This window comes from Nocardia higoensis NBRC 100133 (genome assembly GCF_000308595.1).
GTDB lineage: Bacteria > Actinomycetota > Actinomycetes > Mycobacteriales > Mycobacteriaceae > Nocardia > Nocardia higoensis.
Genome location: NZ_BAGA01000047.1, coordinates 51,209 through 69,896 on the forward strand (window position 1 = coordinate 51,209; position 18,688 = coordinate 69,896).

At 68.6% G+C, this 18,688-nt stretch carries 13 protein-coding genes and 1 tRNA gene; 7 read left to right on the forward strand and 7 right to left on the reverse strand.

Going from position 1 to position 18,688, the window contains the following annotated elements; translation table 11 throughout:
- Window positions 1–429 precede the first annotated feature (429 nt).
- The 4 genes from ON26_RS05845 (at window position 430) to ON26_RS34420 (ending at window position 2,773) form a co-directional block, all read left to right on the forward strand.
- A complete protein-coding gene (locus ON26_RS05845) occupies window positions 430–1,401 on the forward strand; it encodes a phosphotransferase (protein ID WP_083883764.1) in 972 nt (323 codons plus the stop codon).
- A gap of 90 nt (window positions 1,402–1,491) precedes the next feature.
- Window positions 1,492–1,641 (forward strand): hypothetical protein, encoded by a 150-nt coding sequence (locus tag ON26_RS33150; protein WP_157171796.1) that lies wholly within the window; start codon window positions 1,492–1,494, stop codon window positions 1,639–1,641.
- A gap of 97 nt (window positions 1,642–1,738) precedes the next feature.
- Entirely contained in the window at window positions 1,739–2,068 is a 330-nt protein-coding gene (locus ON26_RS34415; protein ID WP_245545741.1) for a Gfo/Idh/MocA family oxidoreductase, read from the forward strand.
- A gap of 39 nt (window positions 2,069–2,107) precedes the next feature.
- Entirely contained in the window at window positions 2,108–2,773 is a 666-nt protein-coding gene (locus ON26_RS34420; protein WP_245545742.1) for a Gfo/Idh/MocA family protein, read from the forward strand.
- 212 nt (window positions 2,774–2,985) lie between these two features.
- On the opposite strand, the gene ON26_RS05855 is transcribed toward ON26_RS34420, so the two are convergent.
- Together ON26_RS05855 and ON26_RS05860 are read right to left on the reverse strand one after the other, a co-directional pair.
- Window positions 2,986–3,354: a hypothetical protein gene (locus ON26_RS05855; RefSeq protein ID WP_051026733.1), complete on the reverse strand. Its 369-nt coding sequence runs from the start codon at window positions 3,352–3,354 to the stop codon at window positions 2,986–2,988.
- Window positions 3,355–3,580: 226 nt separating this feature from the next.
- On the reverse strand, window positions 3,581–4,021 hold the full coding sequence (locus ON26_RS05860; RefSeq protein ID WP_157171797.1) for a hypothetical protein: 441 nt from the start codon (window positions 4,019–4,021) through the stop codon (window positions 3,581–3,583).
- Window positions 4,022–4,161: 140 nt separating this feature from the next.
- On the opposite strand from ON26_RS05860, the gene ON26_RS05865 reads away from it, so the two are divergent.
- A complete protein-coding gene (locus tag ON26_RS05865; RefSeq protein ID WP_040794945.1) occupies window positions 4,162–4,452 on the forward strand; it encodes a hypothetical protein in 291 nt (96 codons plus the stop codon).
- Here ON26_RS05865 and ON26_RS32085 read toward each other — a convergent pair.
- The 4 genes from ON26_RS32085 to ON26_RS05890 form a co-directional block, all read right to left on the reverse strand.
- A complete protein-coding gene (locus tag ON26_RS32085; RefSeq protein WP_083883768.1) occupies window positions 4,449–5,576 on the reverse strand; it encodes a 2'-5' RNA ligase family protein in 1,128 nt (375 codons plus the stop codon). The two genes, ON26_RS05865 and ON26_RS32085, sit on opposite strands and share 4 nt — an antisense overlap.
- The gene (locus tag ON26_RS05880) at window positions 5,573–6,634 is read right to left on the reverse strand and encodes a tyrosine-type recombinase/integrase (RefSeq protein WP_218000547.1); all 1,062 of its coding nucleotides are present in this window, start codon (window positions 6,632–6,634) and stop codon (window positions 5,573–5,575) included. Before ON26_RS05880 ends, ON26_RS32085 begins: the two co-directional genes overlap by 4 nt.
- A complete protein-coding gene (locus ON26_RS05885; protein WP_157171798.1) occupies window positions 6,631–6,990 on the reverse strand; it encodes an AbrB/MazE/SpoVT family DNA-binding domain-containing protein in 360 nt (119 codons plus the stop codon). Before ON26_RS05885 ends, ON26_RS05880 begins: the two co-directional genes overlap by 4 nt.
- Before the next feature lie 247 nt (window positions 6,991–7,237).
- A tRNA-Leu gene (locus ON26_RS05890) sits at window positions 7,238–7,319 on the reverse strand.
- 386 nt (window positions 7,320–7,705) lie between these two features.
- Here ON26_RS05890 and ON26_RS05895 point away from each other — a divergent pair.
- Both ON26_RS05895 and acpS read left to right on the forward strand, forming a co-directional pair.
- On the forward strand, window positions 7,706–17,053 hold the full coding sequence (locus tag ON26_RS05895) for a type I polyketide synthase (RefSeq protein ID WP_040794946.1): 9,348 nt from the start codon (window positions 7,706–7,708) through the stop codon (window positions 17,051–17,053).
- 231 nt (window positions 17,054–17,284) lie between these two features.
- Window positions 17,285–17,722, forward strand: a complete 438-nt coding sequence (gene acpS / locus ON26_RS05900; RefSeq protein WP_040794947.1) for a holo-ACP synthase AcpS — start codon at window positions 17,285–17,287, stop codon at window positions 17,720–17,722.
- 21 nt (window positions 17,723–17,743) lie between these two features.
- Here acpS and ON26_RS05905 read toward each other — a convergent pair whose 3' ends face one another.
- Window positions 17,744–18,376: a TetR/AcrR family transcriptional regulator gene (locus ON26_RS05905; protein WP_040795018.1), complete on the reverse strand. Its 633-nt coding sequence runs from the start codon at window positions 18,374–18,376 to the stop codon at window positions 17,744–17,746.
- Window positions 18,377–18,688 lie beyond the last annotated feature (312 nt).

The window sequence follows — 18,688 nt, forward strand, 5'->3', positions numbered from 1 at the left end:
TAGGTACTACTTCCGTGGGGTATAAGAACGTCCAGCCGGTCGCCGTGTCGCCGACCGCGAGCTGCGGGTACAACTGCCGAGATAGCCTCCGTGACTTGCGCAACCAGTGACCGATCTCGTGATGCGCCTTGACCTAGACAAAAATTTTCGTATGATTTGCGTATCGCTTCGGTTATGCCTGCGGCGTAGGGGGCTGCAGGGCTGACGATGTTCGATGACCATGGATTCGGGAGCGCGGCGAAGCGTCCTGAATCCTGCCGGGGCCGACCTGGAACCCGATCCGGTGGGGAGGTCGGGTCCCAGGTCGGCGCGTTCTCCGCTGGTCGTGTTCGATCCACGCGGTTGCTCACGGCTGGCGTGAGGCTGCCGCCCAGCCCGCCCTGGTCGAGCGATTGACCCATATCGTCACAGGACCGGGGGAGGATGCCGATGACCGGAGCGCCACCCGACCTCGATGCCGCCACCGCGAAGATCACCGATGTGCTCGGTGTGACCATCACAGTCGACCAAATCCTGCAAGCCACCGACAAATCCCTGCTGGCGGTCGGCGCCTACCGAGGCCGCGCAGCCGTGATCAAGGTGTGTCCGACCGACGAGACATTCTGGCGCGACAAACTCGAGCACGAGATCGGCATCTACCGGGCATTCGCGTCCTGCCCGCCCCCGGTAAGGGTGCCCGAGCTGATCCACGCCGCGCCCGGCCGGGGCGTCGTCATCGAACACATCCCCGGCCGCGTCGTGCACACCGAGCGATACCCGAGTGGCCTGATCACCCCGGCCGTGCTCGACGCAATCCTGAGCACCCTGCTCGGTTTCGGCGCATGGAACCCGCCGGCGGGAGCACTATCGCCGGTGTTCGACTACCCGAGCAGGGTAGATCGCTACCACGGCATCGGGATCTTCGACAACGACGACCGGACGGCACTGCACCGACTCATCGCCGCCGCCGGCCCCCTCGATGCCGTCGCCCACGGTGACCCGCTTCCGTCCAACCTGCTGATTTCCGAGGACAGCGAGTGTGTGCCGATCGATTTCGAATTCACCGGGCTGTTCGCGGCAGGGTTCGATCTCGCGATGCTGCACACCCTGCTGGCAGGCGCGCCGGACGCGCAGTCGAGCATCGAGGCGATCGTCGCCGCGGCCGGAATCGAGACGCCGTTCCTGCTGAACCAGGCCATGGTGCTCTCGCGTGAACTGCGCCTGCATACCGAACTCGAAGACGGCAGGTTCCGCGCGGCCAGGCTGGCGCTGATCGAAACACAATGGAACGACGTCCGATCCCGCCTGCACAGTCGGCGCTCGACCGCCACGCCGGCAAGTGCGGTTCCATCGAGCAAGGCGACCACTGAATGTTCTGCGGGAGATCCGGAGTCGATGGCACTCGGTGACGATGGCGCGTAATCCATCAGCTCGCGGGGGATTTCGGTGTGGGCGAGGACTCCGAGCCACAGGCTCCCGATGGTGATGTGACACCCGGTGGCAGGCGGAGTCGTGACCGACCTGCACGGAGAACCGATCCCGCTCGACTACAACCTCGACACGATGACCGAAATCAACCAGGCGATGAACAAACGCAAGAAGTTCATCGCCGCCGGAAACATCGACCTCGCCGAGGAGATCCGGGCGCAATTGCAGGAGTGAGGCCACCATCGTGGCCTGATCGCGGGCCCAGATCCGCGTAGTCGACGCTGAGGCCGACAAGCCGGGAGCCGTGCGTCTTCGACGGAAAGGACAATGAGTGGTGCCGCAGCTCGGCGTTGCCATCGTGGGATACGGACTGGCAGGAGCCGTGTTTCACGCACCGATGATCGCGGCCGAACCACGGATGCGGGTCGCCGCGGTGGTCACCTCGTCGGCCGAGCGGGCCGAACGAGCGAACCGGGAGTACCCGCGGGCACGCGTGCTGTCGACGGTCGACGAGTTGTTCACCGATCCCTCCGGGATCGACTTGGTAGTGATCGCGACACCCAACCGCAGCCACGCACCGCTGGCCATGCGGGCGATCGCGGCACGGCTTCCGGTTGTGGTGGACAAACCCTTCACAGTCACCGTAGGCGAGGCCGAGTAAGTCATCGCCGCAGCGGATCAGGCCGGGATACCACTGTCGGTGTACCAGAATCGGCGCTGGGACAGCGACTTCCGAACCGTTGCGTCATTGATCGCCGACGGTCACCTGGGACAGGTACGTCGGTTCGAGTCCCGCCTCGAACGATGGCGCCCGACACCCAAAGGAGGCTGGCGCGAACTCGGCGACCACACCGACGGCGCCGGCTACCTCTACGACCTCGGCAGCCACCTCATAGACCAAGCCCTCACCCTGTTCGGCCCCGTGACCAACATCTACTGCGAACTCGACCGACGCCGTGCCGGGGTGCGAGCCGATGACGACGCCTTTCTCGCCCTCACACATGCCAACGGCGTGCGCTCACATCTGTCGATGAATGCCGTCGCCGCACAGCACGGTCCCAGGTTCCGTGTCCTGGGCTCCGAGAACGCCTACGTTGTGTACGGTGCCGATCCGCAGGAAGCGCAACTACGCGCGGGCAGAACTCCCGACCACGAGAAGCATTGGGGAGCAGTCGACCCCGAGCACTGGGGACTGCTGGGCACAGAACCCGACATCCGACGCGTTCCCTTCTTGCCGGGGGACTACCGCTGCTACTACCGCGCGATGGCGGATGCACTGCTCGACGGTGCTCCCGTTCCTGTCGACGCCCGCGATGCGCTCGAAACGATGAAGATCGTGGAACGAGCGCGTCTGGTCGGCGTATAGGCGCTGGGTGGCGAAACCTCGTTCAGAAGAGAGTGAATCGGTGATACTGCCCCTCATCTCCGCTGGCGGCATGTCGGCGTTATCGGTGACGAAACGGCGGGCGGCGTGGTCGTTGTGTCGGAGTAGTAGGCATGCTGGAATCCGAGGATCCCAACGGGGCGATTCATGTTGTCCAACCATTCTTGCGCGGCAGTGCAGACGCCGTAGCTTCTCTAGTCGTCGGGCATGCCGAACTGGCGCGCGATCTCTGATAGGCGTTGTTCTGGTACCTCAGGTGCTACCCAACTGTGTCTCTTGGCATGGTTTACGAAGTTGATCGGCGGGGCGGCACGGTGATACTCGACGTAGTCTTCCCATGCCAATGCCCAGACCCATTCACCGTCAGTCTTCAACCCCACGCGCACGCGGGCATTCGGGTTACCGGGCGCGAAAGGATCCTCGATGACACCCGGTGCCGCGACAATGCACGCGGCCGACCGCAGGTATGCGAGCAGCAGGCCAGCATCACCCTCCGACAGCGTGTCCGGTTCGGCGTCGAAAGCTTCCTCGTCATCACAGCTCTCGTCGAGCCGATAGGGCACAGAAACTATTGGCATTTCGTCCTCGATGCTCGCAACCCAGGGGAACCCGTCGATGTCACCACGTTGTCACAAGTGACCAGCACACCTCCGGACACTCAAAGACTCCCACGAAGGTGTTTCGCCACCTCGCGTAGGAGTACAGACAACCGCAATACGCCGCCGGACACCGGGTATTCGACTTGAAAGCGAGCGATCCGGTCATTGGAGCAGTTCGCGCGCGCAGTAGTCACCGAGGCGGCCTCTGCTCCGCAGATCCATGCGCCCGCCGCTTCGGTCGCTTCGGCTTGGGGCGCCCAGGCCAGTCGGCCCATCGCAACTCGACGGCAGCACTTTCCGGAAGCAGGCCGGCCGCGATCAGTGCCGCGCGAGCGGTCTCCCAACCGGCGAGCCGGAAGGCACGGTCGGAGGAGTCGACGTCGTGGTGAACGGCATGGGTGACCAGGACAGTGGCCGATACACCGCCAAGACCTTCGAGGATCCCCTCCTTCAGCGGTGCCAGGTACTCGGACGGCAGCTGCTCGTCGGTCACCGCGAAGAGGATCTCAGTCGCGCCACTCTGCGCCGGGGGCTCGAACTCGGCGACGATCCTCGCGAAGTCGCCGCAGCCACCCCGGTTGCGCACTACCCCTACGCTTATCGGCGCGATCGAGATCGGCAAGGATTCCACCGAGCCGATCGTAGAGCCACAGCCTTGCCGGCGATCCCGAGCGAACCGGTACTTTCCCCATCCGACCGCGAAATCGGCGGCGGCGCGAGCCGTGGCTGTCGGCCGGCGATCACGCTCGCACTCTCGACTACGGTCGGCGCGTGGAGGAACGGGTCAACGGGTCCGATTCGGTGTGGAGTCGCTCGTTGGTCCGCATCGATATGGCGGCGGCGTTGGCGGCCGGTGAATACCGCGATGTCGATCAGGCGGTGAGCCTCGGCGTCGAGGCGCTGGCGGCGTCGAGCGATCGTCCGATCCGGTCGGTGTGGCAGCGCGCCCACGAACTCGGTGATCTCATCGGACCGATCCCCGCGCGGGCGTCTGCCGACTACCTCGACACGTTGCGCGAATGGAACACCACAGCACGAGAATTCGCCGCCCCTACCGGTTAACCACCGAGTACCACGACAGCCCGGTCCGTCCAGCGGTAGCGCCTGTCCTCGCGGCGCAGTTGCACCAATCGAACCTCGGTCACCGACACAGTGACCGGTGGGAGGTCACGCAGTGTGGCGACCTCGTCGATGAGTTGCATCGCGGATTGCGGGGTGTTGATGTATCCGATTCCCAGATGGGGGCGGAATCGGGTGGTCTCCGACAGCGCGCCATGAGGGCGAGAGGTGGCCGTGGCTTCACGAAGGGCTCGGTGGAGTTCGAGAAGGTCGCTCCACGGCGTGACCGAGAATCGCAGTGCACTGCGCGACCCTGTCAGCGGGCCGACGTCGAGATCGAATGGGGAAATCGTGGTGAGACGGCGGCGCGCGGTTTCGACGATGGTCGACAGTTGTGCCTCCGACAGGTCCACGGACCTACCCGCTTTCAGCAGTGTGAGATGCAGGCCGTCGGGGGGAACGAAATCTATGCCGTCGCCGGTGAGTTCCTTCTGGCAGCGGACGGCGAGCTCGACCAATTGGGTGTCATCGAAGGTCAGGTACCAGTAGAAGCCGGACTGTCCTGGTGTCCAGGATTTCAAGGTCCAGTGATCGTCGACTCGCTCTAGTTGGCGGAAGGCGGTCCAGTCGTTGTCACGGATCGCTGCGGCATCGGAGGTGGACGCGGGTGGCAGCGCTGGGAACGGACTCTTCGGTGTGGCCCTCATCGGGGGCGAGTGTACGTTCCACGATCGGTCTCGGCGCGGGACAAAGGGGACGCCAGCGGTGATCGCCAGCGACCGTAGAGCGGTGAACGACAGCCAGAACGCTCCGGCGGCGATGAGGACGGTCATCGCGGTCGCGACCCACCGTGTGGCGGGGGTCGCGGTATGCGCACGCGCGAGGACCGCCACCCCGTGTACGGCGGCGAGCAGCGCCAAGGGCGGGATGACCGCGACCGCAGCGGCCACGACCGGAAGTGGCGTGTCGTGCAGGAGGGCTTGGGTGGCGTTGCCGGTGATGCTGACGGTGGCCGCGGCGGCGAGCACGGTCCAGAAGAAGTTGTGCGCACGCGATTTCGGTGCGTCTGCCTCGGAATGGGACGTCTGCACGGTGTCCGCGGACCCGCTGAGGGCACGCTCGGTCATGCGAGCATCCCTCTCGCCGCGGCGCGCGGATCGTTCGGCCTGTCGGGTTGGTAGGCGGGGGCGAGGGGGTGGGTTTCGCCGGTGAGTACGGCCAGCGCGGCGGCGATCTCGTGCAGATGGGCTTTGACGTAGGTGGCGGTGACACCCGCGTTCTTGCCGCGGTGTCCGGCGTACTCGCGGGCGACCGCGTAGCTGAAGGTCCGTTCGACCCAGGTGAGGGTCGTATGGCGTAGCCAGTGCATGCTCAGGCCCTGGGTGGCGACCCACGGCAGTTCCTCGCCGACGCGTCCCCAGATGTGGTCGTAGCGGCGGGAAGTGATGGGTTTGCCGCTGCGATAGCGCAGCAACTGTTGCGAGCGCGGACTCCCGCGTTCGGCCGCGTGTTCCTCGAGGGCGCGCATCAGCGTCGGTGACACCGGCTGCCACCGGTCGGTGCCGTCCTTTTCTCGCAGGTAGATCAGGCATTGGTCGGGATCGAGATCGTGCGGACGCAGTGCCAGGGAACCGCCACGGCGACAGGCGGTCTCGATGTGCAGACGCAGCGCCAGGGTGTCGAGATCGGGATCGTCGCCGGTGACGGCCGCGACGGCGCAGATCTCGGCGAGCTGGTCGGACGGGATCGCGAACCGTTGCGAGGGGCGGCGCGTCGGCCGGGCGATACGGCGGGCGGGGTTGTCGGCGGGGCGGATCCAGCCGGAGTCCTCGGCGAACCGGTAGACGCATCGCAGGGCTGACGAAGTTCTCGGCGGCGCCGGTGCCGCCGCGTGAGGCGCGGCTGGTGCGGGCTTCTGACTGGATGCGGCGGGCCATGTCTTCGAGTTCGGCCTTCTGGGGTTCGTCGAGGCGGCGGTCGGCCCAGTGGGTGAGCAGGTGGGTGTCGTAGGTGCGCAGGGTGCCCGGCGACAGCCGTGCCCGTACTTGCGGGATGACCTCGGCGAAGGTGGGGGCGTTGGTGCGGGGGTGACGAGATCGGCGAGGGAGATGCCCATCTGGGGCAGCAGCAACCGGGCTGCGGCGAGGGTGTCAGCGGAGGCGGCGGAAGGTGTCGAGGTTGTCATCGGTGCGTCTCCTCGAGTGTCGCGATGCTGGGCGCGCACAACTGGTCGAGTGCGGCCGGTGAATGGATCAGCAGTTCGTGGTGGGTGCGGTGCGCGATGAGTAGTGCGCGGTCACCGATCTGGAGCCCGATCCGGCGGCGCAGCCGGTACGGAACACGGAGTAGCTGCCGTCGGCGAAGGCGATGTCCCCCGTCGGGTACCGGGCGGGCAAGCAATATCCCGGCATCGAGGCACAACACGGCCAGTCGGGTGCCGGGCTGCCAGTCCAAGGCGGTGAAGACCGCTCGGTCGACGGTGCGTCCGCCGGAGCCGACGGTGGACAGTCCGTGCTGGAGGTGGCTGTTGCGGGGAGGCACCACCGGCGGGTACGTGACCCGTGGCCCCGACAGGAGTTCCTGCAAGGGCGACTGCGGTGGGATGACCGGCGCGATCACCGCAGATCGCTTCCGTCAGCGACCATCCGGGAGACGGTAGAAGTGTCGTGAAGTGGCAGATGTGCCACGAATTGGTGCAGGTCGGAGTGAGAAGTCACTGGTCGGGCTCCTGGGTTGAAGGGCCCTTTCGCACACTGCACGAATCTCTGTCACGAATGACGGAGATCTGTGCGCGAGAGGGGACTTGAACCCCTACGTCCTAAGACACCAGAACCTAAATCTGGCGCGTCTGCCAATTTCGCCACTCGCGCTTGGTGGTACGACCGTCCAAACTTTACCGGCCGGAGCCCGGTTGCAGAAGTGAGTGTGGCGAGTGTCGTACTCGCCGGTAACCCGACCAGGGATTATAACGATTCGGTCACGGGCAAGATGAGGGGCACTCATGTTTCTGTGTGTGTCGGTAACGGGTCGGATCAGGGGGTTTGAAATGTGAGGCGCCATCATGTTTCGAGCCATTCTGGTACGGCCGTACGAGAATACTCGGGGGTAGGGATGGGGTGCCCCGGAAACGTGAGGCTTTCCTCATGATTTTGTGGAATCCTCGCTGTAATCAGGCACAGCGGTCGAGGAAAGCCCGCGCACCCGAGCTGAGCGACGAGTCGATGGCACGTCGCCGAGAGAAGGAAGACGAAGCGTCTTGACGATCAACGAAAGCACCGAGACCGGAGCCGGCGCGAGCGCGAAGGTGGGTAGGGCCGGACAGAGTGCGGCGGGGACGCGGTCGCCGTTGCTGGATCGTTTGCTGAACGGGACTCCTTACGCGCTGGCCTTCGGTGGGCAGGGCGCGCGGTGGCTCAGCGAACTCGAGGAGATCGCGCGGGACAGCGCGCTGGAGCCGGAGTTGACCGCGCTGGTCAACGAGGCGGCCGCGCTGCTGGAACCTGTTGCGCGCCAACTGCTTGTCGTTCGCCCCGGTGGGTTCGACCCGGTGGCGTGGATGCTCGAGGACGAACTGGCCGATCCCGAAGCCGATGAGCCCTCCGCCGCGCCGTCCGAGGACGTGCTGCGTTCGGCTGTCGTGTCGATGCCGGGTGTGTTGCTGACCCAGTTGGCGGCGCTGCGGGCGCTGCGGTTGCAGGGCCTGGATCCGGCCACGCACGCGCCGGTCGCGGTGGTCGGTCATTCCCAGGGTCTGCTGGCGGCTTCGGCGCTGCAGGGTGCGGGCGCGCGGGATGCGGAGCTGCTGGCGATCGCGCAGTTGATCGGAGCTTCGGCGGGACTGGTGGCTCGTCGTCGTGGGCTGATGCCGGTCGGGGAGAACTCGCCGATGGTGGCGGTTTCCAATGTCGATCCCGAGCAGTTGCGCGCGGTGGTCGCCGAGGTCGCCGAGGGCGTGGATCCCGCTGTGGCGGCGGTTGTTTCGATCATCAACGGGCGTCGGCGGGCAGTGCTGTCGGGCACCCCGGCGCAGATCGAGCGGGTGCGGCAGCGGTGCGCGCAGATCTCCGAGCAGCAGACCAAGGAACGGGAGAAGAAGGCGCGCGGCGGTGCGGTGTTCTCGCCGGTGTTCGAGGACCTGCTGGTCGATGTGGCGTTCCACCATCCGGCGCTGAGCGACACGGTGGATCTGGTGAGCGGCTGGGCCACGCAGTGTGGTCTGGATGCGGAGCTGGCGGGCCGGCTGGCGCAGCAGATCCTGGTCGATCCGATCGACTGGGTCGCCGAGGTGGACAGCGCGGTCGCCGCTGGTGCGCAGTGGATTCTGGATCTGGGTCCCGGTGATCTGCTGACCCGTCTGACCGCGGGCTCGCTCAAGGGCAGCGGCGTGGGCATCATCGCGGCGGCCACCCGGGCGGGGCAGCGTAGCCTGCTGACTCCCGGTGCGGCGCCGGAGCTGGCCAAGCCGTGGAGCGCCTACGCGCCGAAGCCGGTGCGTCTGCCCAACGGGCGCATCGTCGTCGAGACGGCGTTCACCAAGCTGACCGGTCGTTCGCCGATCCTGCTGGCGGGCATGACGCCGACCACCGTGGACGCGAAGATCGTCGCCGCCGCCGCGAACGCGGGTCACTGGGCCGAGCTGGCCGGTGGCGGTCAGGTGACCGAGCAGATCTTCGCCGACCGGGTGGCCGAGCTGAAGTCGCTGCTGCATCCGGGACGCTCGGTGCAGTTCAACTCGCTGTTCCTCGATCCCTACCTGTGGAAGCTGCAGCTGGGCGGAAAGCGGCTGGTGCAGAAGGCCCGTGCCGCGGGCGCGCCGTTCGACGGCGTCATTGTCACCGCCGGTATCCCGGAGCTGGAAGAGGCCGTCGCGCTGATCCATGAGCTGACCGAAGCCGGGATCCACCACGTGGCGTTCAAGCCGGGCACGGTCGCCCAGATCCGCGCGGTGCTGCGCATCGCCGACGAGGTGCCGGACTACCCGGTCATCATGCACATCGAAGGCGGCAAGGCCGGCGGTCACCACTCCTGGGAAGACCTCGACGACCTGCTGCTCGAGACCTACGCCGAACTGCGCAACCGCGACAACGTGGTGATCTGCGTCGGCGGCGGCATCGGCACGCCGGAGCGGGCGCGCGAGTACCTGACCGGCCAGTGGTCGGCGCAACACGGCTACCCGGTGATGCCGCTGGACGGCGTGCTGGTCGGCACCGCGGCCATGGCGACCCTGGAGGCCACCACGGCTCCCGAGGTCAAGCAGCTGCTGGTCGACACCCCCGGCACCCCGGACTGGGTCGGTGCGGGCACCGCTTCGGGCGGCATGGCCTCGGGCCGCAGCCAGCTGGGCGCCGACATCCACGAGATCGACAATGCCGCCTCGCGCACCGGCCGCCTGCTCGACGAGGTCGCCGGTGACGCCGACGCCGTCGCCGAGCGCCGCGCGGAGATCATCGAGGCGCTGAACGCCACGGCCAAGCCGTATTTCGGCGATGTGGCGACCATGACCTACCAGCAGTGGCTGCAGCGTTACGTGGAGCTGGCCGTCGGGCTGGACCGTCGCAAGGACTTCGACTGCGGCAGCGACATCGGCGACGCCATCGCCGATGCCACCGCGTCGGTCTGGCTGGACATCACCTGGCGGGACCGGTTCGCGGAGATGGTGCGCCGCACCGAATCCCGCCTGCACCCGGCCGACCGCGGTGAGATCCCCACCCTGTTCGCCGACGACGAGGCGTTCGAGAACCCGGTGCAGGCGCTGTGCGCGCTGGCCGAGCGTTACCCGGCCGTCGAGCAGACCCTGCTGCACCCGGCCGACGTGCCGTTCTTCATCTCGCTGTGCAAGACGCCGGGCAAGCCGGTCAACTTCGTGCCCGTCGTCGACGGCGACGTGCGGCGCTGGTGGCGTTCGGATTCGCTGTGGCAGGCGCATGATCCGCGCTACTCGGCCGATCAGGTGTGCATCATCCCCGGCACCGTCGCGGTCGCCGGTATCACCCGCGTGAACGAGCCGGTCGGCGAGCTGCTCGACCGCTTCGAGCAGGACACCGCCTACAGCCTGGTCCGTGACGGCGTGGTGCCCGCGCCGGTCGACGCCCGCCGGGTCGCCGGCGTGACCGGTGGCGTGATCGACGCCGTGATCGCCGCGCCCGACGTGCAGTGGGCCGGTCGCACCACCGTGAACCCGGTCCATCGCCTGGGTGATCTGGCCGAGTGGACCGTGGACGGCAAGGGCGCGGTGCACCCGCGCACCGGCGCCACCCTGGTCGAGACCACCGGCCCGGACGCGGAGAACTCCTACGTCGAACTGACCGTGCCGCTGCTGGGCCGCGATGCCGTGCGCATCCGCATCACCGCGCCGGCCTCGATCTACAACGGCGGCGCGCCGGTCATCACCGAAGCCGACGCCGACGCCGCGATGGCCGCGCTACTGGCCGTGGCCGCCGGGCAGTCGCTGCCCGAGGTCAAGGGCGGTGTCGCGCACGTCAACCTGGCCTGGACCCCGGATCTGATCGCCGATCACGCCGGCGTCACCGGTTCGGGTCTGCCCGCCACGCTCAGCACCCTCGGCCGCACCGTGCCGGACGTGCTGGTCGGCGCCTGCTGGCCCGCCGTGTTCGCGGTGCTCGGCGCGACCCGCACCGGCGACGCCCGCTCGGTCATCGAGGGCATGCTCGACCTCGTGCACCTCGACCACCAGATCGAGTTGCTGCGCGAACTGCCCGACCAGACCAGCATTCTCGTGGTCCGCGCCGAGTCCTCCTCGGTGGTCGACACCGACATGGGCCGGGTCGTCGAGGTCCGCGTGGCCGTCGGCGAGATGCGCGACCAGGGCCTGGACGTGGTGCCGCTGGCCGAGCTGACCGAACGTTTCGCCATCCGCGGCCGCAACGGCGCGGGCGAGCTGTCCGATCCGCCGCGCGCCGCGGGCACGGCCGCGAACGCCGCCGACACCCCGCGTCGCCGCCGTCGCGATGTCACCCTCGTCGCGCCGCGCGCCATGCACGCCTTCGCCGCGGTGTCCGGTGACCACAACCCCATCCACACCAGTGACAACGCCGCCAAGCTGGCCGGTCTGGGCGGCCCGATCGTGCACGGCATGTGGCTGTCGGCCGCCGCGCAGCACGCGGTCTCGGCCGTCGATCCGACCGCCTCGGTGCCCGCCCGCACGGTGACCGCCTGGACCACCCGGTTCCTCGGCATGGTCCGTCCGGGTGCGGAGATCGACGTGCGCGTCGAGCGCGTCGCGGTGGACAACGGCAGCGAGATCGTCGAGGTGTCCTGCCGCACCGGCGGCGACCTGGTGATGACGGCCACCGGCCGGATCCAGGCCCCGAAGACCGTGTACGCCTTCCCCGGCCAGGGCATCCAGCGCAAGGGCATGGGCCTGGACGCGCGGACCCGCTCCAAGGCCGCCAAGGAGATCTGGGATCGCGCCGACAAGCACACCAGGGAGGCGCTCGGCTTCTCCATCCTGGCCGTGGTGCGCGACAACCCGACCTACCTCAAGGCCCGCGGCGTCGAGCACCGGCACCCGGACGGCGTGCTGCACCTGACCCAGTTCACCCAGGTCGCGATGGCGACCCTCGGCGTCGCGCAGGTCGCGGAGCTGCGGGAGTCCGGCGCGTACGTCGAGGGCGCCATGCTGGCCGGTCACTCGGTCGGTGAGTACAACGCGCTGGCCGCCGTCGCCGGTGTGCTGCCGCTGGAAGCCGTGCTCGAGGTGGTGTTCCAGCGCGGCTCGGCGATGCACGCGCTGGTGCCGCGAGATGCCCAGGGCCGCAGCAACTACCGCATGGCCGCCATCCGGCCCTCGCAGATCGGCCTGCCCGACGACGAGGTCGTCGGCTTCGTGAACGGCATCGCCGAGCAGACCGGTGAGTTCCTCGAGGTCGTGAACCTGAACCTGCGCGGATCGCAGTACGCGATCGCGGGCACGGTGGCCGGCCTGGAGGCGCTGGAGGCCGAGATCGACCGCCGCCGTGCGGAGTTCGGCGGCAAGCGGGCCTTCGTGCTGGTGCCCGGCATCGACGTGCCGTTCCACTCGACGGTGCTGCGCAAGGGCGTGCCGGAGTTCCGCAGCAAGCTCGAGCAGTTGCTGCCGCAGGACCTGCGTCCCGAGGTGCTGCTCGGCCGCTACATCCCGAACCTGGTGCCCAAGCCGTTCTCGCTGGAGCGCGAATTCGTCGCCGAGATCGCCGATCTGGTGCCCTCGGAGCCGCTGGCCGCGGTGCTGGCCGACTTCGACTCCTGGGCCGCGCGTCCGGTGGAGCTGTGCCGGGTGGTGCTGATCGAACTGCTGGCCTGGCAGTTCGCCAGCCCGGTGCGCTGGATCGAGACCCAGGACCTGCTGTTCACCGATACCGCGCACGGCGGTCTCGGCGTGGAGCGGTTCATCGAGATCGGCCTCGGCGCGACCCCGACCGTGGCGAACCTGGCGAGCCAGACGCTGAAGCTGCCGAGCTTCGCCTCGGCCACCGTCGAGGTGCTCAACATCGAGCGTGAAGCGGGCATCGTCTACTCGACCGACACCGACCCCGCGCCGGTCGACGAGCCGGAGGAGACCACGGCCGCTCCGGCCGCCGCCGAGGCCGCCGCTCCGGTCGCCGCCGCCGCACCCGCCCCCGTGGCGAGCTCGGGTGGACCGCGTCCCGACGACATCGCGTTCAGCGCCGCCGATGCCACCCGTGTGCTCATCGCGCTGTGGACCAAGTTGCGGCTGGACCAGATCGGCCCGGTGGACACCATCGAGGGCCTGTGCGACGGCGTGTCCTCGCGTCGCAACCAGTTGCTCGTCGACCTCGGCGCGGAACTCTCGCTCGGTGCCATCGACGGCGCGGCCGACGCCGACATGGGTGCGCTCGCCGCGACCGTGGACCGGCTGGCCCGCACCTACAAGCCGTTCGGCTCGGTGCTCTCGGATTCGATCAACGACCACCTGCGCAAGGTCTTCGGCCCGTCCGGCAAGCGGCCCGCCGCCGTCGCCGAGCGCGTGAAGAAGGTCTGGGAACTCGGTGACGGCTGGGCCAGCCACGTCACCGCCGAGGTCTCGCTCGGCACCCGCGAAGGCGCCAGCGTGCGCGGCGGCGACCTGGGCGGTCTGGTCTCCGGCGGACTGAACGACAGCGCGTCGGTCGACGCGGCGATCGACGCCGCCGTGCAGGCTGTCGCGGCGCGGCGCGGGATCAGCGTTTCGCTGCCGTCGACCGGCGGTGGCGGCGGCGCGACCGTGGACGCGGCCGCGCTGGGTGAGTTCACCGAGCAGATCACCGGTCCCGACGGCGTGCTCGCCTCGGCGGCCAAGGTGATCCTGGAGCACCTGGGACTGGGCGATCGTGCCTCGGCTCCGGAGGCCTCCGACGAGTCGCTGGTGGATCTGGTCTCGGCCGAACTCGGTTCGGACTGGCCGCGTCTGGTCGCGCCCGCGTTCGACGCCCGCAAGGCCGTGCTGATCGACGATCGCTGGGCCAGCGCCCGCGAGGATCTGGCCCGGCTGTGGCTGATCGACGATTCCGAGGCCGCCGGCCAGCGGGTGGACGGGTTCACCGGTGCGGGCGAAGCCGTTGCCGCGCAGGCCAACTGGTGGCGTGAGCGGGCCAAGGGTGAAGCGCGTTCGGTGCTGGCCGGCCTCTACGAGCGCATCGCCGAGGCGGCCCTGCTCGCCGACGAAGCGCCCGGCCAGTGGTCCACCGACATCGCGGTGATCACCGGCGCCAGCAAGGGCTCCATCGCCGCGGCGGTGACCGGGCGACTGCTCGCCGGCGGCGCGACGGTGATCGCGACGACCTCCGGTCTGAACGACGAGCGGATCGGCTTCTACAAGAAGCTGTACCGCGAGAACGCCAGGGCCGGGGCCGCGCTGTGGGTGGTCCCCGCGAACATGGCCTCCTACGCGGACATCGACGCGCTGATCGAGTGGGTCGGCAGCGAGCAGGTCGACAACGCGGGCGGCGCCAAGGTCAAGATCAAGGACGCCATGACCCCGACGATGCTGCTGCCGTTCGCGGCGCCGCGGGTCGCCGGTGATCTCGCCGACGCGGGTGCGCGCGCCGAGATGGAGATGCGCGTGCTGCTGTGGTCGGTCGAGCGTCTGATCGGCGGGCTGTCGGTGATCGGCGCCGACCACGACGTGGACGCGAAACTGCATGTGGTGCTGCCGGGTTCGCCCAACCGCGGCCTGTTCGGCGGCGACGGCGCCTACGGCGAGTCCAAGGCGGCGCTGGATGCGGTGGTCGCCAAGTGGCGGGCCGAGAAGTCCTGGTCGCAGCGGGTCACCCTGGTGCACGCGCTGATCGGCTGGGTGCGCGGCACCGGACTGATGGGCCACAACGACCCGATGGTCGCCGCGGTCGAGAAGGCGGGCGTGCAGACCTGGTCGACCACCGAGATGGCCGACGAACTGCTCAAGTGGTGCACCTCGCGGGCCCGGCGGGTGACCTCGTCCGGCCCGCAGCAGATCGACCTCACCGGCGGACTCGCCAGGGCCAAGCTGGACCTGCCCGCGCTGGCCAAGCAGGCGCAGGAGGACGCCGAGGCCGCGGCCGCCGAGGAAGCCGGTGCCGAAGCGACCATCCCGGCGCTGCCCGCGCCGCCGACGGTCTCCTCCGCGCTGCCGGTGCCGGAGTGGGGCGAGGTGACCGCCGATCTCGACGACATGGTCGTCATCGTCGGCGCCGCCGAACTCGGCCCCTACGGCTCCTCGCGCACCCGCTTCGAGATCGAGGTCTCCGATGAGCTCTCGGCCGCGGGCGTGCTGGAGCTGGCCTGGACCACCGGTCTGGTCGCCTGGGAGAACGATCCCAAGCCGGGCTGGTACGACACCGAATCCGGTGAGTACGTGCCCGAGCACGAGCTGGCCGAGCGTTACCACGACACCGTGGTCGCCCGCTGCGGCATCCGCCGCTACGGGGACGACGCGGCCATGGTCGACAACACCGCGCCGCTGATGACCTCGGTGTTCCTCGACCGCGACCTCACCTTCACGGTGGGCGGCGAGGCCGAGGCCCGCGCCTTCGCGGCCTCCGATCCCGAGCACACCGTCATCTCGCCGGTCGAGGGCTCCGGCGACTGGCAGGTCACTCGGAAGGCGGGCACCGAGATCCGGGTGCCGCGCAAGGCGAAGCTGTCCCGCACGGTCGGCGGCCAGATCCCGACCGGCTGGGATCCGACCGTGTGGGGCATCTCGGCGGACATGGCGAGCTCGGTGGACCGGGTCGCGCTGTGGAACATCGCCTGCACCGTGGACGCGTTCGTCGGCTCCGGCTTCGATCCCTCGGAACTGATGAGCTGGGTGCATCCGAGCCTGGTGGCCAACACCCAGGGCACCGGTATGGGCGGCATGTCCTCGATGCGCTCGCTCTACGTCGACAACCTGCTCGGCGAGCCGCGCCCGAACGACATCCTGCAGGAGGCGCTGCCGAACGTGGCGCTGGCGCACGTGGTGCAGTCCTATGTGGGCAGCTACGGCGCGATGGTGCACCCGGTGGCGGCGTGCGCGACCGCGGCGGTCTCGGTCGAGGAGGGTGTGGACAAGATCCGCCTCGGTAAGGCCGACGTGGTGGTCGCCGGCGGTTACGACGATCTCGGCATCGAGGGCATCGTCGGCTTCGGTGACATGTCGGCCACCGCGGACTCCGCGGCCATGAGCGCCAAGGGCATCAGCGACCGGTACTTCTCCCGCGCCAACGACCGCCGTCGCGGCGGGTTCGTCGAATCACAGGGTGGCGGCACCGTGCTGCTGGCCCGCGGCTCGGTGGCGCTGGAGATGGGTCTGCCGGTGCTGGGTGTGGTCGCCTTCGCGCAGTCCTACGCCGACGGCGTGCACACCTCGATCCCGGCTCCGGGTCTCGGCGCGCTCGGCGCCGGTCGCGGCGGACGCGAGTCCCGCTTCGCGGCGGAACTGCGCAAGCTGGGCGTCTCGCCGGACGAGATCGCGGTGATCTCCAAGCACGACACCTCGACCGCGGCCAACGACCCGAACGAGTCGGAGCTGCACGAGCGTCTCGCCGAGGCGGTCGGCCGTTCCGAGGGCGCCCCGCTGTTCGTGATCTCGCAGAAGTCGCTGACCGGACACGCCAAGGGCGGCGCGGCCGCGTTCCAGATGATCGGCCTGTGCCAGGTGCTGGAAAACGGCGTGGTGCCGCCGAACAGGAGCCTGGACTGCGTCGACGAGAAGATGCGGGCCTACCCGCACCTGGTGTGGGTGCGCGAGACGCTGCGCTTCGGCGAGCGCTTCCCGCTCAAGGCCGGCCTGGTCACCTCGCTCGGCTTCGGTCATGTGTCCGGGCTGGTGGCGATCGTGCATCCGCAGGCCTTCATCCAGGCCGTGGAAGCCGGTCGGCGCGAGGAGTACCAGCGCAGGGCGCAGCAGCGGCAGCTGGCCGGACGTCAGCGCATCGCCGAGGCCATGTGCGGCGGCGCGGCCCTCTACGAGCGGCCCGCGGACCGGCGCCTGGGCGGCGACGGCACCCCGGCGAGCCGGTCGCGTCAGCTCGAGGCCGACATGCTGCTCTCGCAGCAGGCGCGCCTGGGTGAGGACGGCGCCTACCGGGTCGACGGCCGCGGCTGCGGCACCGGCGCGCAGGTGCTGGGGCAGCTCGCCGCCGAGTAGCGACGACCGGCCGTACGGCGATATCGGGCCGGATCGTGTCCGTCGAACGGGCACGATCCGGCCTCGTCGCGGGTCGGAACCAGTACGCTGCACTGCGAGTCGTCCGCCGATCCCCGGATCGTGGGCGGACGACACGAACCGTGAACAACTGAGGGTTTGCCGAACGGGAGTGCGGCCGCCGAACGGGGCGGGCGCACTCCCGCCACGCATATGAGGGAGCTGCGACGACGCATGACCATTCTGGGAATCGGCTTGGACCTGGTGACCATCTCGGAGTTCTCCGAGCAGCTCGAGCGCGTGGGCACCACCATGCTGCGCGAGAGCTTCACCGCGGGGGAGCGCCGCTACTGCCAGAGCAAGGGCACCGACCCGGCCCGTAGTTATGCCGCGCGCTGGGCGGCCAAGGAGGCGGTACTCAAGGCCTGGGCGTCCTCGCGCTTCGCGCGCAGCCCGCAGATCGGCGACAATCCGTATCCGCTGATCGAGGTGGTCAACGACGCGTGGGGGCGGCCCAGCATCAAATTGCACGGTCTGGCAGCGGAATTCCTGCCCCGGGTGCGGGTGCATCTGTCGCTGACCCACGACGGCGACACCGCGGCCGCGATGGTCGTGCTGGAGGATCCGGGCGAACTGGCCGATCTCATCGAAGGCCGGGAAGCCCCGGCCTGATCGTCATCGCGGTCCTGACTGTCAGGACCGCGATTCCTTTTCCGCCACCAGGAGATAGGCGACCATCAGCCGCTTGAGCTCGGCGACGGCGTCGGCGTGCGACTGCTCGTCCTGGACCGAGAAGTTCAGCATCGAATAGACCACGTGCACGAGCACCTCGGCCATCATGGTGCGCCTGGCCCGCGGTGTGCGCGGGGTGAGCGGGCGCAGCATCTGCGAGACGACCTCGGCGAATTCCTTCTCGTGGATGGCGCCGGTGGTCCGCGTCGACGGGGTGGACTGCATGGCCAGCCACACCTCGCGCCGGGAGGGGTCGGTGACCCACAGGTTGGCCAGGTGGTCGACGAACTGGTTCATGTGGCGCAACCAGTCCAGTGAAGGGATTTCGCCGTGGAAGTCGGCCAATTCCTGGGAGACCGCGACCAGATCCTGGCGATTGAGCTCGCAGACGATCACGTATTTGTTGGCGAAGAATTGATACAGGGTGCCGATCGGCACTTCGGCGCGGGCGGCGACCTCTTCACAGGTGAACGACTCGAACCCGACTTCGACGAGCAATTCGCGCGAGGCCTGCAACAGCGCGTCGAATTTGCGTTTGCTCCGCTCCTGGGTGGGTCGCTTGCGCGGCATCAATTCCCGCGGGTCGTCCTGCATCTCCAAAGCGGGGTCAAGGTGTCGCTTCTTGGGCTTCGCCTCGGCCTTCGCTTGCACTTCCACGGGTCCAGGCTAGCGGTACGGATAGAACACCGACATGCCCGCATCGTCGGTGGGTCGGATTTCGGTCACTTCTCCCACCCATCCACACCGGTTGTGGTGTCGAACCCCAACTGAGCACGCGTGAATCGGTAGGCGCATCGTCGCGCATTTCGGGGTACCGATCGGGCCGTGCCGATTCGACCAGGCGGGTCCGGCTCGTGGCTTTCGAGTGGATGTGATCGAGCGGGCAGGTCGGAACACGAGCGGGAC